Annotated in this window: 17 protein-coding genes; 9 read left to right on the forward strand and 8 right to left on the reverse strand. The window is 64.9% G+C overall.

Going from position 1 to position 21,980, the window contains the following annotated elements; translation table 11 throughout:
* Window positions 1–32 precede the first annotated feature (32 nt).
* Both AAHE99_RS02920 and gcvA read right to left on the reverse strand, forming a co-directional pair.
* Entirely contained in the window at window positions 33–779 is a 747-nt protein-coding gene (locus tag AAHE99_RS02920) for a carbohydrate-binding family 9-like protein (protein ID WP_342114230.1), read from the reverse strand.
* Between the two features lie 97 nt (window positions 780–876).
* The gene (gcvA, locus tag AAHE99_RS02925) at window positions 877–1,779 is read right to left on the reverse strand and encodes a transcriptional regulator GcvA (RefSeq protein WP_342114233.1); all 903 of its coding nucleotides are present in this window, start codon (window positions 1,777–1,779) and stop codon (window positions 877–879) included.
* Between the two features lie 113 nt (window positions 1,780–1,892).
* On the opposite strand from gcvA, the gene gcvPA reads away from it, so the two are divergent.
* The 5 genes from gcvPA to ygjK all read left to right on the forward strand — a co-directional run bounded on the left by gcvPA (window position 1,893) and on the right by ygjK (window position 10,949).
* Complete coding sequence (gene gcvPA, locus AAHE99_RS02930; protein WP_342114235.1) at window positions 1,893–3,275, forward strand: aminomethyl-transferring glycine dehydrogenase subunit GcvPA; 1,383 nt, start codon at window positions 1,893–1,895, stop codon at window positions 3,273–3,275.
* A 5-nt stretch (window positions 3,276–3,280) separates the two neighbouring features.
* Window positions 3,281–4,858 carry an aminomethyl-transferring glycine dehydrogenase subunit GcvPB gene (gcvPB, locus tag AAHE99_RS02935; RefSeq protein WP_342114237.1) on the forward strand — a complete coding sequence of 526 codons (1,578 nt, stop codon included), beginning with the start codon at window positions 3,281–3,283 and terminating at the stop codon, window positions 4,856–4,858.
* A complete protein-coding gene (locus tag AAHE99_RS02940; RefSeq protein WP_342114239.1) occupies window positions 4,855–5,988 on the forward strand; it encodes an ATP-NAD kinase family protein in 1,134 nt (377 codons plus the stop codon). The genes gcvPB and AAHE99_RS02940 overlap by 4 nt, the downstream gene beginning before the upstream one ends.
* Window positions 5,989–6,022: 34 nt before the next feature.
* Window positions 6,023–8,515, forward strand: a complete 2,493-nt coding sequence (locus tag AAHE99_RS02945) for a TonB-dependent receptor (RefSeq protein WP_342114241.1) — start codon at window positions 6,023–6,025, stop codon at window positions 8,513–8,515.
* A gap of 76 nt (window positions 8,516–8,591) precedes the next feature.
* Window positions 8,592–10,949, forward strand: a complete 2,358-nt coding sequence (ygjK, locus tag AAHE99_RS02950) for an alpha-glucosidase (RefSeq protein WP_342114242.1) — start codon at window positions 8,592–8,594, stop codon at window positions 10,947–10,949.
* On the opposite strand, the gene AAHE99_RS02955 is transcribed toward ygjK, so the two are convergent.
* From AAHE99_RS02955 to AAHE99_RS02970, 4 genes are read right to left on the reverse strand one after another with little or no spacing between them, the layout of a single operon-like run.
* A complete protein-coding gene (locus tag AAHE99_RS02955) occupies window positions 10,885–12,333 on the reverse strand; it encodes an amino acid permease (protein ID WP_342114244.1) in 1,449 nt (482 codons plus the stop codon). The genes ygjK and AAHE99_RS02955 overlap by 65 nt on opposite strands.
* 7 nt (window positions 12,334–12,340) lie before the next feature.
* A complete protein-coding gene (locus AAHE99_RS02960) occupies window positions 12,341–12,796 on the reverse strand; it encodes a beta-galactosidase subunit beta (RefSeq protein WP_342114246.1) in 456 nt (151 codons plus the stop codon).
* A 2-nt stretch (window positions 12,797–12,798) separates the two neighbouring features.
* On the reverse strand, window positions 12,799–15,780 hold the full coding sequence (gene ebgA / locus AAHE99_RS02965) for a beta-galactosidase subunit alpha (RefSeq protein WP_342114248.1): 2,982 nt from the start codon (window positions 15,778–15,780) through the stop codon (window positions 12,799–12,801).
* Window positions 15,781–15,783: 3 nt separating this feature from the next.
* Entirely contained in the window at window positions 15,784–16,563 is a 780-nt protein-coding gene (locus AAHE99_RS02970) for an SDR family NAD(P)-dependent oxidoreductase (protein WP_342114250.1), read from the reverse strand.
* A 181-nt stretch (window positions 16,564–16,744) separates the two neighbouring features.
* Here AAHE99_RS02970 and AAHE99_RS02975 point away from each other — a divergent pair, with 181 nt between their 5' ends.
* The gene (locus AAHE99_RS02975; RefSeq protein WP_342114252.1) at window positions 16,745–17,032 is read left to right on the forward strand and encodes a hypothetical protein; all 288 of its coding nucleotides are present in this window, start codon (window positions 16,745–16,747) and stop codon (window positions 17,030–17,032) included.
* 74 nt (window positions 17,033–17,106) lie between these two features.
* A complete protein-coding gene (locus tag AAHE99_RS02980) occupies window positions 17,107–17,646 on the forward strand; it encodes a hypothetical protein (RefSeq protein ID WP_342114254.1) in 540 nt (179 codons plus the stop codon).
* Here AAHE99_RS02980 and AAHE99_RS02985 read toward each other — a convergent pair.
* Entirely contained in the window at window positions 17,609–18,535 is a 927-nt protein-coding gene (locus AAHE99_RS02985) for a LysR family transcriptional regulator (protein ID WP_342114256.1), read from the reverse strand. The genes AAHE99_RS02980 and AAHE99_RS02985 overlap by 38 nt on opposite strands.
* Before the next feature lie 123 nt (window positions 18,536–18,658).
* Between AAHE99_RS02985 and AAHE99_RS02990 the strand changes: the two genes are divergently transcribed.
* Window positions 18,659–19,342, forward strand: coding sequence for a type 1 glutamine amidotransferase domain-containing protein (locus tag AAHE99_RS02990; protein ID WP_342114258.1), 684 nt, complete (start codon window positions 18,659–18,661; stop codon window positions 19,340–19,342).
* The gene (locus tag AAHE99_RS02995; protein WP_342114260.1) at window positions 19,339–19,635 is read left to right on the forward strand and encodes a putative quinol monooxygenase; all 297 of its coding nucleotides are present in this window, start codon (window positions 19,339–19,341) and stop codon (window positions 19,633–19,635) included. The genes AAHE99_RS02990 and AAHE99_RS02995 overlap by 4 nt, the downstream gene beginning before the upstream one ends.
* On the opposite strand, the gene AAHE99_RS03000 is transcribed toward AAHE99_RS02995, so the two are convergent.
* Entirely contained in the window at window positions 19,632–21,935 is a 2,304-nt protein-coding gene (locus tag AAHE99_RS03000; RefSeq protein WP_342114262.1) for a DNA polymerase II, read from the reverse strand. The genes AAHE99_RS02995 and AAHE99_RS03000 overlap by 4 nt on opposite strands.
* Window positions 21,936–21,980: the final 45 nt, after the last annotated feature.

The following is a 21,980-nucleotide window of genomic DNA, read 5'->3' on the forward strand; positions in this document are numbered from 1 at the left end:
AAACAGAGTTGCGTCCTATTTGCTACACGCGATCACTTTGTTTTGGCCGAAAAGCGCAGGAATCCCCACTGTTCCGGCACGTGCATATCGATCAAACCCTGCGGCGACCAGACCCAGTTATCCTCCTTCGGCTTCCCTGCCGTCCATTGCACGCGGCTAAAGTTGATGCGCCATGTTGTACCAGCCTTTGGTAGCGGTACCGCCTGGCGATTGGCGAAGGCGTTCAGCGGGTACGCCATTTCCACGATCCAGCCGCGGTCCTTGTCCTTCGATTTGTTCAGGGTGCCCTGCACGCCAATGGCCGTTTTCAGGCCTTTGATGTCCCAGCTGTTATCGGGTTTGCCGTCCTTCTTGTAGGGCTTGGGCAGGAACAGGTCCCAGCCGGTGTTGAGGGCGTTGATCTCGAATTCGTAATAGCTTTCGGTGTCCGGCAGCGGTTTTAGGAAAACCTCGAAGTCGTTGTCCTTGAAGATGACGGAATCGCGCTGCGTCAGCGTGGCCTTCACGTCCGGTTCCTCCAGTTCGGCAGCGATGTAAAGGTACTGGTCATCCCACAGCATTTTCACGCGCGTGCGGAACCACGGGCGCGGTTTGCTGTCGCCTTCAATATCAACGAAATCCGAGGTCCAGGGCGCGTTCCGCCAGGCCGCGTCGTCCAGTTTTCCGTCGATCCTGATCGGCGCCGCGGTCCTGAAACACTCGTAGGAAAGCGGCTCGGCCGCGGCATTGGCAGCGGCGCCGAGTGCGGCGGCGCCAAGCAAGGTGGTGATGGCCTTCATGGGCTGGCTCCTAAACATGTGTGGCCCAACTTATAGCAAGGCCGCAGGGCCGGCTCAACACACATCCCGAGCGGCGGCGCATTTTAGTGCAACTTTACTAAACGCCTTCCTGCTCGCGCGCTTCGCCGCGCAGGAATTCGGAGAACCAGTCCAATGCTTCGTGCTCGCCGCGGCTCGGGCGCCAGCACATGTAGTAGGCGCCCTGCGCGGTCAGGGTCTGGCTAAAGGGGCTGACCAGGGTGCCGCGCTGCAGGTCGTCGCGGATCAGCGCCATGCGGCCAAGGGCGATGCCCTGGCCATTCAGGGCGGCCTGCATCAGCGCATTGCTGTCGTCGATCAGCGGGCCGCGCAGGGCCAGCGACGGCGCCAGGCCGGCCTGTTCGAACCAGCGCTCCCAGTCGTCGCAGCTATCCTCGTGCAGCAGCGTGTAATGCGACAGGTCGGACGGCGCCTGCAGCGGCGGGCCGTCCTTCAGCAGCGCCGGCGAGCACACCGGCAGCAGCTCGGTGCCGAACAGGCGCTCGCATTCCACGCCCGGCCACTTGCCATCTCCCCAGCGGATCGCCAGGTCGATGCCGTCGCGTCCGAGATCGGTGTGCATGACGGTGTGCACCAGCCGCACTTCGAGCTCGCTGTGCGCGGCCAGGAAGCGGTCCAGCCGCCCCACCAGCCAGCGCGAGCTGAAGGCAGGCGTCACCGCCACCGTCAGCCGCTTGCGGGCCCGCCCCTCCCCTTGCGCCAGCTGCGCCAGCACGCGGTCGATGCGGCCGAAGGCATCGATCACGCTGCGCTGCAGGATGGCGCCTTCACCGGTCAGGGTAATGGCGCGCGTCATGCGCTTGAACAGCTTGATCTGCAGCGCTTCCTCCAGCGTTTTGATCTGGTGGCTGACCGCCGCCTGCGAGATGCACAACTCGTCGGCGGCACGGGTAAAACTCATGTGCCGTGCCGTGACTTCGAACGTTTTCAACTGCCGCAGCAGGCTGGAAGAATGAACCATGGGGCGCTCCATGCATAAGGTTTTCTAATGTATCGCATGCATACTGATCATTTGTCAACGTTATTTCGGTCATACAAGATGGGCCATCCCATCCCCGACCAACAGGAAATGACATGGCAACCCATCCCTACATTCCCAACTCGGTACCTGCCGTGCGCGAAGCGATGCTGCGCGCGGTGGGCGCCGCCAGCACCGAAGATTTTTTCGCCGACATTCCCGCCGCGCTGCGCATGCAAGGGGCGCTGGACATCCCTGCCCCGCACCTGTCCGAAGCGCGCCTGAAACGCCATGTGGATGGCCTGCTGCGCAAGAACATCCACTGCGCCGGCCAGCTAAGCTTCCTGGGCGGCGGCTGCTACCAGCACCACGTGCCGGCGGTATGCGATGAAGTGAATGGCCGCAGCGAGTTCGCCACCGCGTATGCCGGCGAACCGTATGACGACCATGGCCGCTTCCAGGCGCTGTTCGAGTACTGCAGCATGATGGGCGAGCTGCTGGAAATGGACGTGGTCAATGTGCCCGTCTACGACGGCATGCAGGCCGCCGCCACCACCGTGCGCATGGCAGGCCGCCACACCGGCCGCTGCCGCGTGGTGGTCGCAGGCCATATCAATCCCGACAAGCTGGCCGTGATGCGCAACTATGGCCGCGCCGATCTCGATTTCGTGGTCGCTCCGTTCGACCAGGCCACCGGCCTGCTCGACATGGGCGCGCTGGCGGGCCTGATGGACCAGCAGACTGCCGCGCTGTACGTCGACATCCCGTCCTTCCTCGGCACCATCGACGACGGCGCCGCCATGGCTGCGGCGGCACACGCCGTGGGGGCGCTGCTGGTGGTCGGCGTCGATCCGGTTTCGCTCGGCGTGCTGGCGCCCCCGGCCAGCTACGGCGCCGACATCGTCTGCGGCGACATCCAGCCGCTCGGCATGCACATGAACTACGGCGGCGGCCAGGGCGGCTTTATCGCCAGCCACGACGATCCCGCCATCGTGATGCAGTACCCGTCGCGCCTGTTCGGCATTGTGCCGACCAGCGTGCCGGGCGAATACGGATTCGGCGACGTCGCCTACAGCCGCACCTCCTTCGACAAGCGCGAGAACGGCAACGAGTTCGTAGGCACCGCCGCGGCGTTGTGGGGCATCACCGCTGGAGTGTTCCTGGCGCTGATGGGACCACAGGGCATGGGCGACCTGGCCAACGGCATCGCCCAGCGCACCGCCTACGCCAAACAGCGCATGGCGCGTATTCCCGGCGTGCGCGTGACGCATGGCGCCAGCTGCCATTTCCGCGAGTTCGTCGTCAATTTCGACGCTACCGGCCTGCCGGTAGCAGCCATCAACGCGGCCCTGCTGAAGCAAAACGTATTCGGCGGCCACGATCTCAGCGCCGATTTCCCGGCGCTGGGCCAGTCCGCCCTTTACGCATTTACCGAAGTCCACACGCAGGAAGACATCGACCTGCTCTGCGCAACGTTAGAGAAAGTCATCGGCCAATGAAACCAATGGATAACATCGCCACCCACCGCAAACAGCAGCCGCGCCGCTACCACCAGGCGCGCTGGGACGAACCGGTCATCTTTGAACTGAGCCAGCCGGGCGAGCGCGGCATCCTGGTGCCGGAAGTGGAGCCGGAAATCGCGCGGGCCGCCGGCCAGCCGCTGGCCGGGCTGCCCGCCGCCATGCTGCGCCAGCGCGCCCCGGCACTGCCGGAAATGTCGCAGAACCGCGTGCTGCGCCACTACCTGCGCCTGTCGCAGGAGACTTTGGGCGCCGACCTGAACGTGGACGTCGGCCAGGGCACCTGCACCATGAAGTACAACCCGAAGATCAACGACCAGCTGGCGCGCCAGCCGGCCATGACCGAGCTGCATCCGCGCCAGCCCGACAGCACCGTGCAAGGCATGCTGGAAGTGATCGCCCGGCTTGAAAGCGTGATGTGCGAAGTGTCCGGCATGGACGCCGTCTCGCTGCAGGCGCGCGGCGGATCGCAGGCCATCTTCGCCAATATGTCGATGGTGCGCGCCTGGCACGAGAGCCGTGGCGAGGCTGCGCAGCGCGACGAAGTCATCACCACCATTTTCTCGCACCCGTCCGACGCAGCCTGCGCCAAGCTGGTTGGCTACAAGGTCATCACGATCTATCCGGACGCGGACGGCTACCCGGACCTGGAGGCGCTGAAGGCGGCCGTCTCCCCGCGCACCGCGGCGCTGGTCATCACCAACCCGGAGGACACCGGCATCTTCAATAGCCGCATCAAGGAGTTCGTCGATGCGGTGCACGCGGTGGGCGGCCTGTGCGTGTATGACCAGGCCAACGCCAACGGCCTGCTCGGCATCGCCCGCGCGCGCGAAGCCGGCTTCGACCTGTGCCACTTCAACCTGCACAAGACTTTCGCCACCCCGCACGCCTGCGGCGGCCCGGCCGTCGGTGCGGTGTGCTGCACGGCGCAGCTGGCGCCGTTCCTGCCCGGACCACTGGTGCGCCTCAAGGACGGCCGTTACCAGCTGGTACCCGGCGGCGAACAGTCGATCGGAAAGATCAGCAGCTTTTCCGGCGCAGCAGCGATCATGCTGCGCGCCTACGCCTGGGTAATGAACCTGGGTGCGGAAGGTCTGCGTACCGTGTCCGAAATCGCGGTCCTGAACAACAACTACATGATGCAGGAACTGCTGAAGATCGACGGCATGAGCGCTCCCTACGCTGCCGGCAAGCGCCGCATCGAGCAGGTGCGCTACAGCTGGAAGGCGCTGTGCGATGCGACCGGCGTGACGTCCGAGGAGATCGGCTTCCGCGCCGCCGATTTCGGCCTGCACTACTGGACCAGCCACCATCCTTACATCGTGCCCGAGCCGGCCACCATCGAGCCGACCGAGTCCTATTCGCGCGCCGACCTGGATGAATTCGTCGGCGTGATGCGGCATATCGCCGGTGAAGCGCGCAGCAATCCGGATGTGGTCAAGACCGCCCCGCACAACTGCCCGACCCACCGCGTGCAGGGCGAAATGCTGGACGACCCGGAACGCTGGGGCATCACCTGGCGCGCCTACCAGCGCAAGCTGGGCGAGCGCGGGCTGGCATGAAGATTGGGCTGGTGGTCAATCCCTGGGCCGGCATTGGCGGTCCAGCCGGACTGAAAGGCTCGGACGGCGCGGACTGCGTGCAGGCGGCGCTGGCTGCCAACAGCCTGCCGCAGGTACCGGCACGGCTGGCCGCCATGTTTGAAGCGCTGGGCGCCGCAGCGCATGCCGTCAGCTGGTATGCAGCCGATGGGGCGATGGGCCTGGCGGCGCTGCAAGCCGCCGGCCTGCGCGCCAGCGCCGTCGTGCCGGTCGGCTCGCCTTCGCAGGCTGCGGATACGCGCCATGCCGCCCGCACGCTGGCCGGCATGGGCGTTGACCTGCTGCTGTTTGCCGGCGGCGACGGCACCGCACGCGATGTGCTCGATGGCCTGCGCGATGCCGGCCTGGCCGGCAGCCTGCCGGTCCTGGGCCTTCCGGCGGGCGTGAAGATGCAGTCGGCGGTCTTCGCCAACCATCCGACTGCGGCGGGACTGCTGCTGCGCCGGCTGCAGCAGAACGGCCTGGCGGTATGCGGCGACGCCGAAGTGATGGACCTCGACGAGGAAGCGCTGCGGCGTGGCCTGATCCAGCCACGCCTCTACGGCTTCCTCCAGCTTCCGCTGGCGCCTTTGCTGACACAGGGCGGCAAGTCGCGCCATGCCGGCGGCAGCGGCGCGCAGCGGCAAGCCATCGCGCGCAGCTTCGCCGAAAGGATGGCGCCGGATGCGCTCTACCTGGTCGGACCGGGCACCACCACCCAGGCCCTGCTGGACCTGCTGGGGCTGGAAGGCAGCCTACTCGGGGTTGATGCGGTGCAGGGCGACGGCACGCTGCTGGCGCGCGACGCCTCGCGCAGCGAACTGGAAGACCTGGCCGCCAGCCGCCAGGCGCCCTTGCACCTGGTGCTGTCGCCGATTGGCGGCCAGGGCATGGTGCTTGGGCGCGGCAACCAGCAGATTTCGCACCGCCTGCTGCGCGCCGCAGGCCGGCAAAGGGTGCATGTGCTGGCGCCGCTCGGCAAGCTGATGTCCCTGCACGGCGGTGTGCTGCGCATCGACAGCGGCGACGCGCAGCTGGATGCGCAATTCAACGGGTATCTGCCCGTCACAACTGGGTACCGGGAACAGACCATGTGGCCTGTTTCGGTGTAGTAGCAATCATGAAAATAATCCTGAGGAGAATCAGATGAGACAAAAGAAAGCGCTGGCGACCGCGGTCGCCACAGCCCTGGCGCAGCTGGCGGCCCTGCACAACGCACAGGCCCAGGCCCAGCCGGAAGCGGCGCCAATCCAGGAGGTGGTGGTGACCGGCACCACCGCCAAGAACCGCACCAAGCTCGAATCGTCGGTGGCGATCACCACGCTCGATTCGGACAAGCTGGTGAAGCTGGCGCCGCACAGCCTGGCCGACTCGCTGCAGCAGGTGCCAGGCCTGTGGGTCGAAGCATCGGGCGGCGAAGTATCGAACAATGTGTCGCCGCGCGGCCTGAGCGGCGGCGCTGCGTTCCAGTTCATCAGCCTGCAGGAAGACGGCCTGCCGGTGATCTACGACGGCGAGCTGGTGGACGTGCTGCTGCGCGAAGACCTGACCATCAAGCGCTTTGAAGCAATCCGCGGCGGCACCTCGGCCATCCTGTCGACTAACGGGCCAGCCGCCATCGTCAACTTCATCAGCCACAAAGGCACGCAAAAGCCGCAGGGCGAAGCGAAGGTGACCTACGGCGACTACGGCATGGTGCGCACCGAAGGCGTCTACTCCGGCCCGATCAACGAGGACTGGTCGTACGCGGCCGGCGGCTACTACCGCCGTGGCAAAGGCGTGCGCCCGATCGGCATGACCGCCGACCATGGCGGCCAGTTCCGCCTCAACCTGACGCGCCGCCTGGCGGCGGGTGAACTGAACCTGTCGGCCAAGTACGTCAATGACCACAACACCTTCTACCTGCCGATCCCGCTGACCAACCCGGCCAAGCCGGCCGGCGTTCCGGGTGTGGATCCGCACTACGGATCGCTGGACGGTCCGGACGTGGCGCACATCACCAACCAGACCACCAATGGCGCCATCAGCACCGACCTCAAGACCGGCTTCCACGTTCTAGCCAAAGTGCTGGGCGCAGACCTGCAGCATGACCTTGGCGGCGACTGGTCGTTCCGCAACAACGCGCGCTACACGCGCTACGACGTGGCGCCGCATTCCGTCTTCAACGGCCCAAACAGCTACCTGGTGCGGGCCAGCAACCGCCTCGACCCAGCGCAGTATGCCGACGTGGCCGGCCTGCTGAAGCGCTTTGGCGGCACCGCGCGGCTGGCATACGCAGGCAGCGGCCAGCTGATCGACAATCCGGCGTCCCTGAACGGCAACGGCTTCACCACCGATGCGGTCGCCGAAACCCGTTTCCGCTCCCTCGGCCACTTCGTCGACAAACTGTCGCTGACCAAGGAGAACGAATCCAACAGCTTTACCGCCGGCGTGCTGTTCGCGTCGCAGAAGCTGCATGAAGACTCCGACTACGGCGCGCGCATCATTACCGAAGTGCGCGACCAGCCGAAACGCCTGGACATCGTTGCCGTCGACGCCAACAACAAGATCCTGGGCTATCTCTCCGACAAGGGCGTGCTGCGCAACGGCTTCTTCTACGAGCGCCACAAAGGCGATATGAATTCGACCTCCCTGTTCGTCAACGACGAATGGAAGGTCAGCAAAAACCTGCGCCTGGACGCCGGCGTACGCTACGAGGTTGCCCGCTACGACGTGCAGGACGAAGGCGTGAATGCCGCCGGCAGCGAAGTGCCGGGCACCAGCCTGGTAGGCGGCACGCCGATCCCGGGCGCCTTCAACCCGGACGGCAGCGACAAGGACAATATCATCGCCAACAACTACTACCGCCGTGCCGGTACGGGCGAGTGGACCCGCAAGCGCAAGACCATCAAGGAAGCGTCCTACACGGCAGGCTTCAACTATGCCTTCAACGACCATATCGCGGCCTATGGCCGTTATGCTAGCGGTACCAACATGCCGACCCTGTACAGCACCGACAGTTTCGTCGACGGCGCCAGCCGCCTGAGCTTCGGCGAGGTCGGCGTGCGCCATATCTCGCCGATGTGGACCACTTCGGCCACGCTGTTCCACACCAAATTCGACAACCTGTCCTTCGGCGAGACCAACCAGGCTACCGGCGATTTCCGCCAGGTCTTCGTCAAGACGCTGTCGACCGGCGTGGAGCTGGAAGGCGTGATCAAGCCGCACAAGCGCTTCTCGCTGGAGTACGTGGCAACCCTGCAGGATGCCACCATCGACGGCATCAACCCGGAAGCGGAGGAAGCCAAGCAGAATGGCAACCAGGTGATGCGCACGCCGAACACGCAGGTGCGCCTGATCCCGACCGTGCACTTCGATTTCGGCGACGTGTTCCTGATCTACAGCCATATCGGCAAGCGCTTTGCCGACTTTGAGAACGCGCTGGCACTGCCCAAGTACCATGTGATCGACATGGGCGCCGAAGTCAGGATCGACAAGCATTGGAAGCTGAACATGAAGGTCAATAACCTGACCAATGAAATCGGCCTGACCGAGGGCAATCCGCGCAGCGGCTTTAACCAGAGCTCGAACGGCAGCCTGTTCTACGCCCGTCCAATCCTGGGCCGCCACGCTACCGTGTCCCTGTCGTACAAGTTCTGATACTCCCCGGGGCCGCTCGCGTGCAGCGTCCGGCCCTCCGTGTTACCCTCCCCCCAACCTGTTTCGAATCCCGCCTATGTCTTCAGCATTCCGCAAACTGCTGCTGGCCGCAGCATGTACCGCCGCCTGGACTGCACAAGCGCAGTCCCCTTCCATCAACCGATACGGCACGCCCGCCGCCGCGCGCGAGTTCGATGCCGAGCAAAACCAGCGCTTCAATCCGATGTTCGATGCCGGCAGCTGGCATGGCTACCTGCTGCCCGACACGCCCAGGCTGGCCGGCACCTTTACCGGGCCGATGGTGGTGGCCGAGGAATACAGCCTGTTCATCGCTTCGGCGCTGGAACGGCTGGAACTTGCCGATCGCCGCGACGGCCGCAGTTTCAAGCCGGAGCAGGCCCGCTGGACCAGCTCCGCGCGGCCGGGCGTATTGAGCCAGCGCCTGGTGTGGCCGGGATTGCAGCTGGACGTGGACCTGCATTTTGCCGATTCCAGCAGGGCGCTGGTGCGCTACCGCTTGCGCAACACCTCGGGCAAGCCGCTGTCGCTGCGCGCGCACTGGCAGGGCGAACTGATGTCCCGCTGGGGCGAAGATGGCACGATCGCCGAGCGCCAGCCCGCATGGAAGCCGCAACTGGCACAGGATGCCGGCGGCATCAGCGTACTGTTCGGCAGGGTGCGCGATCCGGGCAACCTGATGACCAGCGGCCGCTCGCGCTACCGCATCCAGCGCAGCGTGCAGGCGCAGGACCATGTGGATAGCCAGCGCTATGACAGCAAAGCCGACCTGCCAGTGATTCCGGCTGGCGCGCAGCGGTCGATTTACAGCATCTACAGCTACCAGCTTGACGAAGCCGGCGCAGGCGCACGCGCCGCCCGTGCAATCAGCCCGTCGCGGATGGAGCAGGCCATTGCCGCCAACCAGCGCCGCTGGGCCAAATGGCAGGCCCGCCTGCCGGCTTCGCCGCTGTCCACCAAGGCACTGGAGACGCTGATCGGCAACTGGCGTGCGCCGCGCGGAGCGATCCGGCACGACGCCATGGTCCCCTCCGTCACCGCGCGCTCGTTCAACGGCGCCTGGAGCTGGGATACCTGGAAACAGTCGTATGCCCTCGCCGCCATTGACCCGGCGCTGGCCGCCAATAATGTACGCGCCCTGTTCGACTACCAGATCCAGGCCAACGATGCCCTGCGCCCGCAGGACGAAGGCATGGTTCCCGACAACGTCTTCTACAATACCGATCCCCAGCGCGGCGGCGATGGCGACAACTGGAATGAACGCGACACCAAGCCGCCGCTGGCCGCGTGGACGGTCTGGGAAATCTACCGCCACGCCAAAGACCGCAAGTGGCTGCAAGAGATGCGTCCCAGGCTGGAGGCCTACCACCGCTGGTGGTACCGCAACCGCGATCACGACCAGAACGGCCTGGCGGAATACGGCGCCACCGTCCACCCCCGCCACAATGACGATTCCGGCCGGCTGCGCTTCCGCGTCAAGCCGCTGTCCGCCGAACCGCTGGACGGCTGCAGCGCGGGCAAGAACGGCATGCTCGATTGCCTGGGCGTCGCAGCCTACAACCGCATTGTCGACAGGGGCCAGTACGCCGCCATCGACCTGCCGCTGCAACACGCCGCAGGCTGGGAATCCGGCATGGACAACGCCGCCCGCTTCGGCTTTATCGAAGCCGCCGCCTTGCAGCGCTACGCCGACAATGCGCACGGCGGCGACCTCGCTGCTGCCCGGCGCGACTGGCAAGTGCGTGTGGTGGAGAACCGCGACCGCAGTGGCAAGCTGTTGGGATATTCCATCGACCAGGAATCGGTCGACCTGAACGCCTTCCTCTACCGCGAAAAGCTGGTGCTGGCCGACATCGCGCAGGCGCTGGGCGACCAGGACGCCGCCCGCGACTGGCGCGCCCAGGCCAGCAAGCTGCGTGGCCTGATCAACGCCAGCTTCTTCGACGCCGCCAGCGGCTTCTATTACGACCGCCAGCTTGGCGGCAAGCTGCTGACCATGCGCGGACGCGGCCCGGAAGGCTGGACCGCCTTATGGGCCGGCGTCGCCGAGCAGCAGCATGCCGATGCCGTGATCGCCAAAATGCTGGACCCGAAAGAATTCGGCACGCCGGTTCCAATGCCGACCGCCGCCCTCTCCAACCCTTCGCACGACCCCGAGATCTACTGGCGCGGCCGCGTGTGGCTGGACCAGCTCTATTTCGGCGCAGCCGCACTGCGCCGGTACGGCCGCGCAGCCGAAGCGGATGCCATGGCTGCACGCTTCACGGCCGGCGCAAAGGGATTGCTGGGCGACGCGCCGATCCGGGAAAACTACCACCCCGTGACCGGCCAGATGCAGGGCGCCACCAATTTCAGCTGGAGTGCTGCGCACCTGCTGATGCTGGCCCGAGAGTCTGCGGCAAAACCGTCGAAGTAAGCAGGCTGCGCTCGTACTGGCGGTACTTCCACCACGCCCAGCCCAGGAACAGGACCACGCCGCCCACGTTGTAGCCCAGCGTGAGCAGCAGGTCCTGGCCGGCCGGGAAGATCGCAGCGATGAACGCGATGCCGGAAAACGCCAGCAGCACGCCGCTGACCGCCAGGCCGACGCCGCGCGATCCCATGCGGAAGTCGCGCGGCAAGTGGTCCAGCTTCAGGCGCAGGTGGAAGTAGGCCGCCATGATGATCAGCGGCGGCAATAGCGCCGTGGCAGCCGTCATATTGATCACCACATTGAGCAATTGGTTGACGTTCGACGATCCCAGCGCCGGGATCACCAGCAGCGGCACCACCACGGCAAACTGGATCCACGCCGCACGCTCCGGCATGTCGTGGCGGTTCAGGGCGACGGCGCGCTCGCCGAAGATGCCTTTCGGGATTTCCGAGAACAGCGCCTTGACCGGCGCGGCCGTCCACACCATCAGCGTACCGAAAGAGCCAAGCAGCATCACCGCGCCAACCAGGCGGTTCAGCAGCAGCGGCGGCACCTGATGGTGTTCGCCCAGCGCACCAAACACCTGGAACACGCCCGAGGTATAGCTCAGTTTTGACGCAGGCACGTAAAGATTGAGCACCAGGGCCGACACCGAGTACAGCGCCCCGATCAGCAAGCCCGCGAAGATGATGGCGCGTACAAAGGTGCGTGCGCCGCCGCGCACGTCATTCAGGAAGACGCCCACCGACTCGGCGCCGCCGGCGGCAAACAGTATCCACGCCATCGCCCCCAGGAAGGCCCAGTTGAAGGCCGGCGTCATGGCGGCGGCGGTCACCGGCGTGGCGGGCTGCACGCCGCCGATCCAGTCGGCCAGGCTCAAGGCCACGAAGCCGAACGCCATCGCCAGCACCAGCGAGCTGCCGATCGAGGTGACGCGGCCCACCCACGCCGCTCCCTTGGTCGAAACCCAGGTAGCAAGGGCGAACAGCAGCACCGACAGCAGCACCGCCACCATCGGCGAGAACTGCACCTCGTATCCGAGCCAGGCATACGACGAATACACCAGGATATTCGGCAGGACGGACGTGAAATAGAACAGGTTCACGAACCAGTAGCAGTAAGCGCCGACGAAGGCCCACTTATCACCCATCGAGGAGCGGATCCACTGGTAGATGCCGGATTTGGCGTCCTTATTCAGGCTGACGAATTCGGCGATGATCAGCACATAGGGAATGAAGAAGATCGCCGTCGCGAACAGGAAAGACGGCACCGCCGCCATGCCGATCGCGATATTGCTGTTGACTACATTGCGGATATTGAAGATTGCCGCCACCGCCATCGAAAGCAGCATGAAGCGGCCGATTTGCCTGTTGCCGGATGTAGCCATGGTCAGCTCACTTATTGTGGAATGTTGCGCCTTCTATCGTCACCATCAGGACCATCTTGCGCAGCTGGTCCGATCCAAGCGGCTGGTAGGCGTATTCGTTATCGAAGATCAGCAGCTGGCCGGGGCTGGCGGTGTGCCTTGCACTGGCCTCTCCGCTGAAGGTCTCGCGGTCGGTCTCGTCGCTGTAGTGCGACGCGCGCGCCAGCTCCCTTTTGGCGGCATAGGCCACGCTTTCGCTGCCGGACAAGTAGTAGTGGATTTCCACGTAGCGCCGGGTTCCGGTGAAGCAGGCCGCCGCAGCGCTGGCGCCATCCACCAGGCGGTAGACCAGCGAGTCGCCGATGGAGTGGCAGACACCGGGCTTCAGCTTCGGCAGGTTGGCGATGGCTTCCAGGCAGCGCTGCCACTTCTTTGCCGAGTGGTAGCGCTGGCGGAACTCTTCAAGACTATTGAGGATGATCATGGTCAGCCTTCCCCGGCCAGCGGCGACAAGTCCAGGGTGTAGCTGAACTCCTCCAGATACACGCGATAGGAATCCAGCACTTCGGAACCCCAGGAATTCGAACCAAGGCCGCTCATCCTGTGGTCCAGGTTGACCGTCCAGTAGCCGTCTTCGCGCAGCGCGTTGTCGTGGCGCGTACTGGCGATCTGCTGCGCACTGTAGGGCCAGACGCTGAAGTGGATGCCTTGCGCCGATTCGACGCGCAGCCCCCTGCCTTGGCAGTCGCGCAGCGTGGCCCAGCGCACGTCCATGCGGTTGCCGTTATCTTGCGGCTTGGGGTAGTGCTCGAACATGTCCGCTGCGCTGCTGCGGTAGCGGTCGATGATGCTGCACGCCTTGCTGTCCGGGTAGTTCTCGCCGGGGCCACGGCCATAATATTCGACCTCGCCCAGGCCCTGCGGCACACCGAGCGTCAGGCCGATCTTGGGGATCATGCCGCGCATGCCGCCGTAAGGGGTGCCGGACAGCGTGAGCTGCACGCGGCCCGCGCCGTCGATGCGGTAGCGGTAGCGGCAGCGCATGCCGTAGCCGAGCACCGGCGGCGCTATCTGGCAGTCGGCAACCACTTCCACGGCGGCGCCGTCGCGCCGTACTTCCATGCCGCGCAGGTGCTCCTGCAGCAGGTCCAGGTGCTGCGGCAGCCACAGCGCTTCGTTTTCCTGCTTGTGGTTGTCGATGCAGGGCTTGTAGAAGGCCAGTTGCGGCGGGCGCGCCAGCAAGGACATGCCGTGCGACTCCCACTCTTTGAGCTTGCCGGTCAGCTTGCAGAACACCAGGTGGAAGCCGGCGCCTTCGATGCGCCACTCCAGCCGCTGCTCCACGAGCGCAGGCGGGCCGCCCGCGGGCCGCGCCCGCGCCGGCGCCTGCGCCTGCGGCTGCGATGGCAGCGCAAACTGGTACACCGCCACCTCATGCTGCGCCGCGCTGTACGCGGTCGCCTGCTCTCGCACCACGCGCACGTTCAGGTGGTAATGGCCGCTGGCCGCCGGTGGCGCGGCAATACAGATTTCCCGCCGCTGGCCAGCCGCCAGCACGGGAAGCGCCACGCGCACGCGGTGCACCGTCTCGCCGTCCGCCTTGGCCTCCGCTAGCAGGCTAAAGCCTTCCAGGCTGCCGAACCAGTAGCGGTTCTCCACCTCCAGCCGGCCATTCGCCGCGTCAAGCGCCCGCACCTTCACCGGCGCGATCACCTGCTTGTATTCGCGCAAGCCGGGACCCGGCCGCTGGTCCGGATAGATCAAGCCATCGCAGCAGAAGTTGCCGCTATTCGGCACATCGCCATAATCGCCGCCAAACGCATAGAACGGCCGTCCCGCCACCTCCGGCTGCAGGATGGCGTGGTCGCACCACTCCCATACGTAGTGGCCCTGCAGGTGGGCGTGGCGGTCCATCACCGCCTGGTATTCGCTCAAGCCACCGGGCCCATTCCCCATGGCGTGCGCATACTCGCACAGGATGCGCGGCTTATCCATCGGGTACTCGCCGAAGGCGTTCATCATCTGCACCCGCGAATACATGGTGCTGACCACGTCGCACACTTCGGCGTCGCGGTCTTCCTCGTAGTGGATCAGGCGGGTCGGGTCGAGTTCGCGGCAGCGCGCCGCCATCGCACGGATATTGCAGCCATAGCCGGACTCATTCCCCAGCGACCAGATGATGATCGATGGATGGTTCTTCTGCGCATGCACATGGCGCTCGATGCGGTCAACGAAAGCCGCCTCCCAGGCCGGGTCGTCGGTGATCTGGCTCAGGTTGCCGACATTGACGAAACCATGCGTCTCCACGTCGGTTTCCGCCATGACGAACAGCCCGTACTGGTCGCACAGCTCGTAGAAACGCGGATCGTTGGGGTAATGCGCGGTGCGCACCGAATTGATATTGTGCTGCTTCATCAGCACGATGTCCTGCTCCGCACGCGCCATGCTCACGGCGCGGCCGCGCAACTGGTCGTTGTCGTGGCGGTTCACGCCGTGCAGTTTCAGGTAGCGGCCATTCACCAGCATCAAGCCGTCGCGCACGCAAACGTCGCGGAAGCCGACCCGCAGCGGCACCACCTCAAGCAAGGCCCCGTCTTCGTCGAACAGGCTCAGTTCCAGCCGGTACAGGTAGGGATCCTCGGCATTCCACTGGCGCGGCGCCGGCACGTCCACCTCCCATGCCAACTCTTGTCCGCTGCCCTGCTGCAGCAGCTGCGCGCCGTCATACAGCGACCAGCCAAGGCGCCAGCCATCGCCGGCCGATACGGCGACGGCGCACGACAGGCGCGCATCGCGCCAGTCGGCGTCGAAGCGCGTCCGCACGCAAACGTCCTGCAGATGGAGCGGTCCTTTGCCAATCAGGTAGACGTCGCGGAAGATCCCCGCCGTCCACCACATGTCCTGGTCTTCCAGGTAGCTCGAATCGGCCCACTGCAGCACGCGCACGCTGAGCAGGTTCTCGCCATCGACAAGGAAGCCGGTAATGTCGAATTCCGCCGCCAGCCGGCTGCCCTTGCTCATGCCGGCGTAGCTGCCATTGACGTAAATTTCGAAGTAGGTCTCGACGCCGTCGAAGCGCAGCACCACGCGCTGGCCGCGCCACTCCGGCCCCAGCGTCCAGCGGCACTGGTAGGCCCCGGTCGGGTTGGACGAAGGCACGTACGGCGGATCGACCGGGAACGGCATGCCATCGTCGGTGTACTGCAGCTGGCCGTGGCCCTGCATCTGCCACATGCCCGGAACTTCAATCGAGCCCCAGCCGGCCATGTATTCGCCGTAGAACTCTGGCGGCACTTCCAGCGGATGGCCGAAATACGCAAAACGCCAGCTGCCGCTCAGGGACAGGAAGCGGCGGCTGCGCTCACGCTCGAAGCTGCGCGCGGATTCGGCATCGTCATAGGCAAAGAAATAGGCGTGCGGAGGCAGCCGGTTCTCCTCCAGCAGCTGGTGGTTCTCCCACTTGTTCATGGTTTATGCCGAGCCGGCCAGGCCGCCGCCGTCCACCACCAGTGCATCGCCGGTGACGAAAGAAGATCGATCGGAAGCAAGGAACAGCACCGCCTGCGCGATTTCCGGCGGCTGTCCCACCCGCATCAGCGGACGGCCAGCGCCAGCGGCCACCAGCGCGTTCTGTTCCAGGCCAAGCTGCTGCGCCTCGTTGCGCAGCATGGGCGTATCGGTATCGCCCGGGCAGACGCAGTTGACGCGGATGTTCTGCGGGCCGTGGTCAACCGCCATGGCCTTGGTCATGATCACCACCGCGCCCTTCGAGGCGCAGTAGGACACCGCATCCTTGCCGCCCACCAGCCCCCAGCCGGAAGCCGTATTGATGATGCTGCCGCCGCCCTGCTGCTGCATGACCGGCACCGCGTATTTGCACATCAGGAAAATCGATTTGACGTTGACCGCCATCACCTGGTCCCACTCCTGCTCCGTGGTGTGGATGACGTTGGCCCTGCGCGTAATGCCGGCGTTATTGAACAACACGTCCAGCCGGCCATAGCGCGATACCGCCGCCGCCACTGCCGCCTCGCAATCCGCCGCCACCGCAACATCGGTGCGGATGAAGGAAGCGCGCCCGCCCGCAGCAGCCAGTGCCGCCACCGCCAGCTCGCCCGCCGCCGCGTCGCGGTCGGCGATCAGCACCGTGGCGCCTTCGCGTGCAAACAATTCCGCCGTGGCGCGGCCGATGCCGGATGCGCCGCCAGTCACCAATGCCACTTTCCCTGCGAGTTCGCCGCTCTGCTGCATTTACGTCTCCGTGATTTGATTGTTGGCCCATGTTGCCCTTTTTTTCATGCATTAACAAATGAAACATGGGCTGGGTATGCATCAATCCAGCTAATGCGTAAGCTTCGGCAGCGCACAATTAACGCATCAAGGCTTCACATTCGGCCGATACATTGGATTCTCCAAACCACAGGAGAACAGCATGGCAATCCAAAAGCAGCTGGCTTACGTCGGGCTGGCCACCGGCGCGATACTTTTGATCCCATTCACCGCGATGCAGTTCACCGACGAGGTGCGCTGGGACTGGCTCGATTTCCTGGTCATGGGCACCTTGCTGACCGGCGTGGGGGCGGCCTATGTGCTGCTGGCCAGCCGCATGCACGACCGCACGCAGAAAATGGTGCTGGGAGCAGCCTTGGGCCTCTGCCTTCTGGCGACTTGGATGGAACTGGCCGTGGGAGTGTTCGGGACGCCCTTCGCGGGCAGTTGAAGTTTCGATAGTTGATTGCAACAGGGCGTGCATTTTCGGTAAGATTTGGGGATCGTCCATGACAAAGCAACTTTATGACCAGCATCCGCCAGAATTTATCCATGATCGTCGCCACGATGGTCATGTTCGGCGCCGCCCTGCTGATCAACGAACTGCTGTTCAAGCAGCTGGAATTCGCAGAAGGCATCAACTGGATCTACCTGCCGGCCGGGGTGCGCCTGCTGGCGACCCTGCTCTTTGCCGAAGCGGGCGCCATCGGGCTGTTGCTCGTCTCCTGGCTGTATTGCGCAATCCTGCTGTTCCCGAATGAGCCGGTGCGCGCCTTTGCCGGCGGCATCCTGTCCAGCCTCGCGCCCTACCTGGTCTATCTGGGCGCCAAGCGCTGGCTCGACCTGCAAGGTTCCCTGGCCAACCTGACGCCATTCCAGATGCTGGCCTGCGCCGTCGCTTACTCGCTCGCCAGCCCGCTGCTGCACCATATCTGGTTCGCCTTGTATGAGGGGCGCGAGCAGCTCCTGGGCAGCTTTGCCGTGATGGCGATGGGCGACTTTTTCGGCACCGTGCTGCTGCTGTTCTTTACCAAGTGGGTGATGCGCCTGTCGATGCGGCGCTAACGCTATCGGACGACAGCAGGAAGTCGCGCAACAGTAGCGCGCTGGGGCCGATGCGCTGCGCATGCACCAGGTAGATCTCCAGCGGCGCCGTCTTCACGGACGGCAGCACATGCACCAGCTCACCGGTTGCCAGCAGCGCGGCGGCGTCATACGCCGGCAAGCGCGCCAGCCCCTCCCCCGCCAGCACAAAGGCCAGGCGCGCGGCAGCGTTGTCAGTCACCACGTCCCCATGCAGCGGCACGGCCACCTCGACGCCATCGGCGCGCACGGTGACGCTGCGGGCCGACGGCGGATAGACCACCCAGCGATGCTCTTGCAGCTCTTCCACCGTGCTGGGCGCGCGATGGCGCCGCAAATACGATGGCGCTGCACACAGGAAGGTAGGCTCGCGTAGCAGGCGGCGCGCCACCAGGGCGGAATCGGCCAGCGGCCCGGCGCGCACCGCCAGTTCAAAACCTTGCTGCACCAGATCGACATTGGCATCGTTCATGGCAACGTGCAGCCGGATGGCCGGATAGCGGCGGCGGAATTCAAGCAAGGCCGGCATGATGCGCTTGTTGCCGAAATGGTGGGAACAGGTAATCCGCACTTCGCCGCGCGGCTCGGCGCGCAGCAATTCCATGCCGCGGATGCCGTCACTGGCCTCATCGAGCAGACGTTCGCAATGCACGCGGAATGCCTCGCCAGCCGGCGTCAGGCTGAAGCTGCGCGTGCTGCGCTGCGCCAGCGGCACTCCCAGCTTGGCTTCCAGGGCGCGCACATGATGGCTGACGACAGCCCGGGTCAAGCCCAACGCACGGGCGCCTGCGGCAAAGCTGCCGCACCGCACCACCGTCGCAAAGACGGCCATGGCGCGCAATTCATCCAGTATCTGTGCCGGATCACCCATGGATTGATTGTATCAATTTCTTTTACATAGAGTCATTCCAGCGCGCTCTACCGGCTGGGCGCGCCGCCATCTACATTGGAGTCATCCCGGCGACGCCTGGAACCACCAACCAAGGAGAGCATCATGACTAAAGTAAAACATGTACTGTTTATTGTGACAAACGCTGCCACCATTGGCCCGAACCAGCGCGCTACCGGCTACTTCTTCCCCGAAATCGCCCACCCCTACGAGGTGCTCGATAAGGCCGGCATCGCCGTCGAATTTGCCAGCCTGCAGGGCGGCGAGCCACCATTCGACGGCTACGACGAGCGCGATGCTGTGCAAGTCGCCTTCCGCAACAGCGCAGCCTTCCGCCGCCTGGCGCATAGCCGCAAACTGTCCGACGTCGATGTACTGGACTACGACGCCATCTTTATCCCCGGCGGCCTGGGCCCGATGGTCGACATCACCGGCAATGCCCACATCCAGAACGCGGTGGCCCGCGCCTGGGACGGCGGCAAGATCGTCTCCGCCGTATGCCACGGCCCGGCAGCTTTATTGGGCGTCGTCCTGGCCGACGGTTCACCGCTGGTGCGCGGCCGCAACCTGACCTCCTTCTCCAACGCGGAGGAAGACGGCTACGCCAAAGACGACGTGCCGTTCAAGCTGGAGGACGCATTGCGCGCCGAAGGTGCGAAATACTCCGCCAATGACGTGTGGCAGGAAAATGTGGTGGTCGATGGCCGGCTGATGACGGGCCAGAATCCGGCTTCCGGCGGTCCGCTGGCCGAAGAAATCGCCAAGGCACTGAAAGGGGAAGCAGCATGAGCGCCGCCGCTGAAATCACGGTCCTCGCGCAATGGCAACCCAAGCCGGAGGCGCTGGACGAGGTGCTGTCCATCGTCGCCGAAATGCGCAGCCGCTCGCTGGAGGAACCAGGCTGCCTGCAGTACGAAGCCTATCAGCAGCTTGGCGCACCTGGCCGGCTGCTGCTGGTGGAGCGCTACCGCGACGCCGCTGCGCTGGAAGCGCACAAGCAGTCGGAGCATTACCAGCAACTGGTCGCAGGCCGCGCCATCGGTTTGCTGGCGCAGCGCGAAGTTGATTTGCTGCGGTCTTAAAACAAGGCTTGCTGCGCGGTTGTCAGCGCCGCGAAGCTGTCGTGCAGCGGCAGCAGGATGGCGTCGGCAATCGGCAGCAGCTGCTTATCCAGGTAGTGCTGGTAGTCGATCGGTGAACGCTGCACTTCCAGCGGCTCGGGCCCGCTGGTGGTGATCACATAGCTGATACGGCCGCCATTCTGGTAGCGCAGCGGCCGGCCCTGCGCCTTGTTGAATTCATCGGCCAGGCGGGCGGCCCGCACCTGCGGCGGCACGTTGACCTGGTATTCGTCCAGCCGGTGGCGCAGGCGCTTGCGGTACACCAGCAGATCGTCATGTTCGCCCGCCAGTGTCTTGCGGGCGTATTCGCGCACATACTCCTGGTAAGGCTCGTTGTTGAAGATGCGCGCGAACAGCTCCTGCTGGAAGCGCTGCGCCAGCGGCGTCCAGTCGCTGCGCGCCGTCTCCAGGCCGCGATAGATCATTTCGCCGTCGCCGGTCAGGCCGGCATAGCGCTTCTTGCTGCCCATATCGGTGCCGCGGATGGTCGGCATGAAGAACTTGCGGTAATAGGTGTCGAACTCGATCTCCAGGTAGCAATCGAGCTTGTACTTCTTGCGCAGGCGGTCCTTCCACCACTTGTTGATCTTGACCACCAGGCCGTGGGCGATGGCCAGCGCTTCTTCGGTCTCATGGGGGCGCTTGAGCCAGATGAAGATGGAGTCGGTGTCGCCGTAGATCGCTTCATAGCCCTCCTTTTCCACCAGCTCGCGGGTGAGCTTGAGCAGCTCGTGGCCGCGCAGGGTGACGGAGGAAATCAGGCGCGGATGGTAGAAGCGGCAGTCGGTGGAGCCCAGCACGCCGACGAAAGAATTCATCAGCAGCTTGAGCGCGGTCGACAGCGCATCGTTCTTGCTGCGCTTGGCGGCGTCGCGGCCCTGCCATAGCTGGGTGGTGATGGCGGGCAGGCAGTGGCGGGTGCGAGAGAACTGGGCGCCGCGCATGCCGGGAACGGCATCTTCTTCGGTCTCGCCCTCCACCATGCCGACCGGGTCGACCAGGAAGGAGCGGATGATCGAGGGATACAGGCTCTTGAAGTCCAGCACCACCACCGAGTCGTATAAGCCGGGGCGCGAATCCATCACGAAGCCGCCGGGCGAGGCCACGGCGGGGATCTCGCCCACATTGGGCGCCACATAACCCTCGCGGTGCATGCGCGGCAGGTACTGGTGGTTGAAGGCGGCAATCGAACCGCCCATGTGGTCCGGCACCAGGCCCGTCACGTGCGAGCGCTCCAGGATAAAGTCCATCACGCGCGTCTTTTCGAAGATGCGCGTCACCAGTTCGCAGTCCTTCAGGTTGTAGGTGGCCAGGGCCGGCTTATCCTCGCGGAAGCGGCGCTCGATCTCGGCCATCTTGTCGTAGTCGGTCCCGATATCCTTGCCTTCCCCCAGCAGCGCCTGCGACACGCTTTCCAGGCTGAAGGAGGGGAAATTCCACGACGCGGCGCGCAGGGCTTCGATGCCGTCGATGGCGATGCGGCCGGGAATGGTGGCGAACACATAGCCGTCGCGCGCCTGGTGCGTGCGCCATTCGACCGGACGGCCCTCTCGTCCCAGCAGCAGCGGCACCTTGTACTTTTCGGCGTTCTTCTGCAGCGTGTGCAGGTCGAACTGCACCACGCTCCAGCCGATGATCGCGTCCGGATCGTGCTGGCGGATCCACTCGTTGAGCTTTTCGATCACACGGCGCGGCGTTGGGCAGTATTCCAGGTCGAAATCGACCTCCGGCGCCTGCGCCGGCTGCTCGCCCAGCATATACACCTGGCGCTGGCCGCATCCTTCCAGGGCAATCGAATACAGGTCGCCAAACGCGCTGGTTTCGATATCGAGCGACACCATGCGCAGGCTCGGGCGGTACTCCGGCGCGGCGCGCAGCTTACCGCCCTCCTCTTCCACGCCGGCCGTGATGAAGCGCTCCATCAGGTAGCGCTCGGGCGGTTTGATATCGGCTTCATACAGGCGTATGCCGCGCTCGCCCAGCTTGCGCTCCAGCGCCAGCAGCTGCTTGTAATGGCTGGCGTAGATGCCCACCACCGGTTCGCGCTGGAAGGTCTTGAGCGCCACCTCGCGCACGTCGATGCCCGGCATGTCCGCCACCAGGGTGGCGATGGTGTCGCGCAGCGAAGCTTCGGCGAAAGCCACCGAAGCCTGCTGCGTCAGCAGGACTTTGCGCGGACCGTCATCGGTGGCGAGCCAGAACTCGATTTCGGTGCCATCGCGGGCGTCGCGCCAGGCGCGGGTGAGGATAAAACCAGGCATGGCCGAATTATACTGTACGAAAACACAGCAATCTTGCAACAACGG

Source organism: Pseudoduganella sp. OTU4001 (assembly GCF_038440195.1).
Lineage (GTDB): Bacteria > Pseudomonadota > Gammaproteobacteria > Burkholderiales > Burkholderiaceae_D > Rugamonas.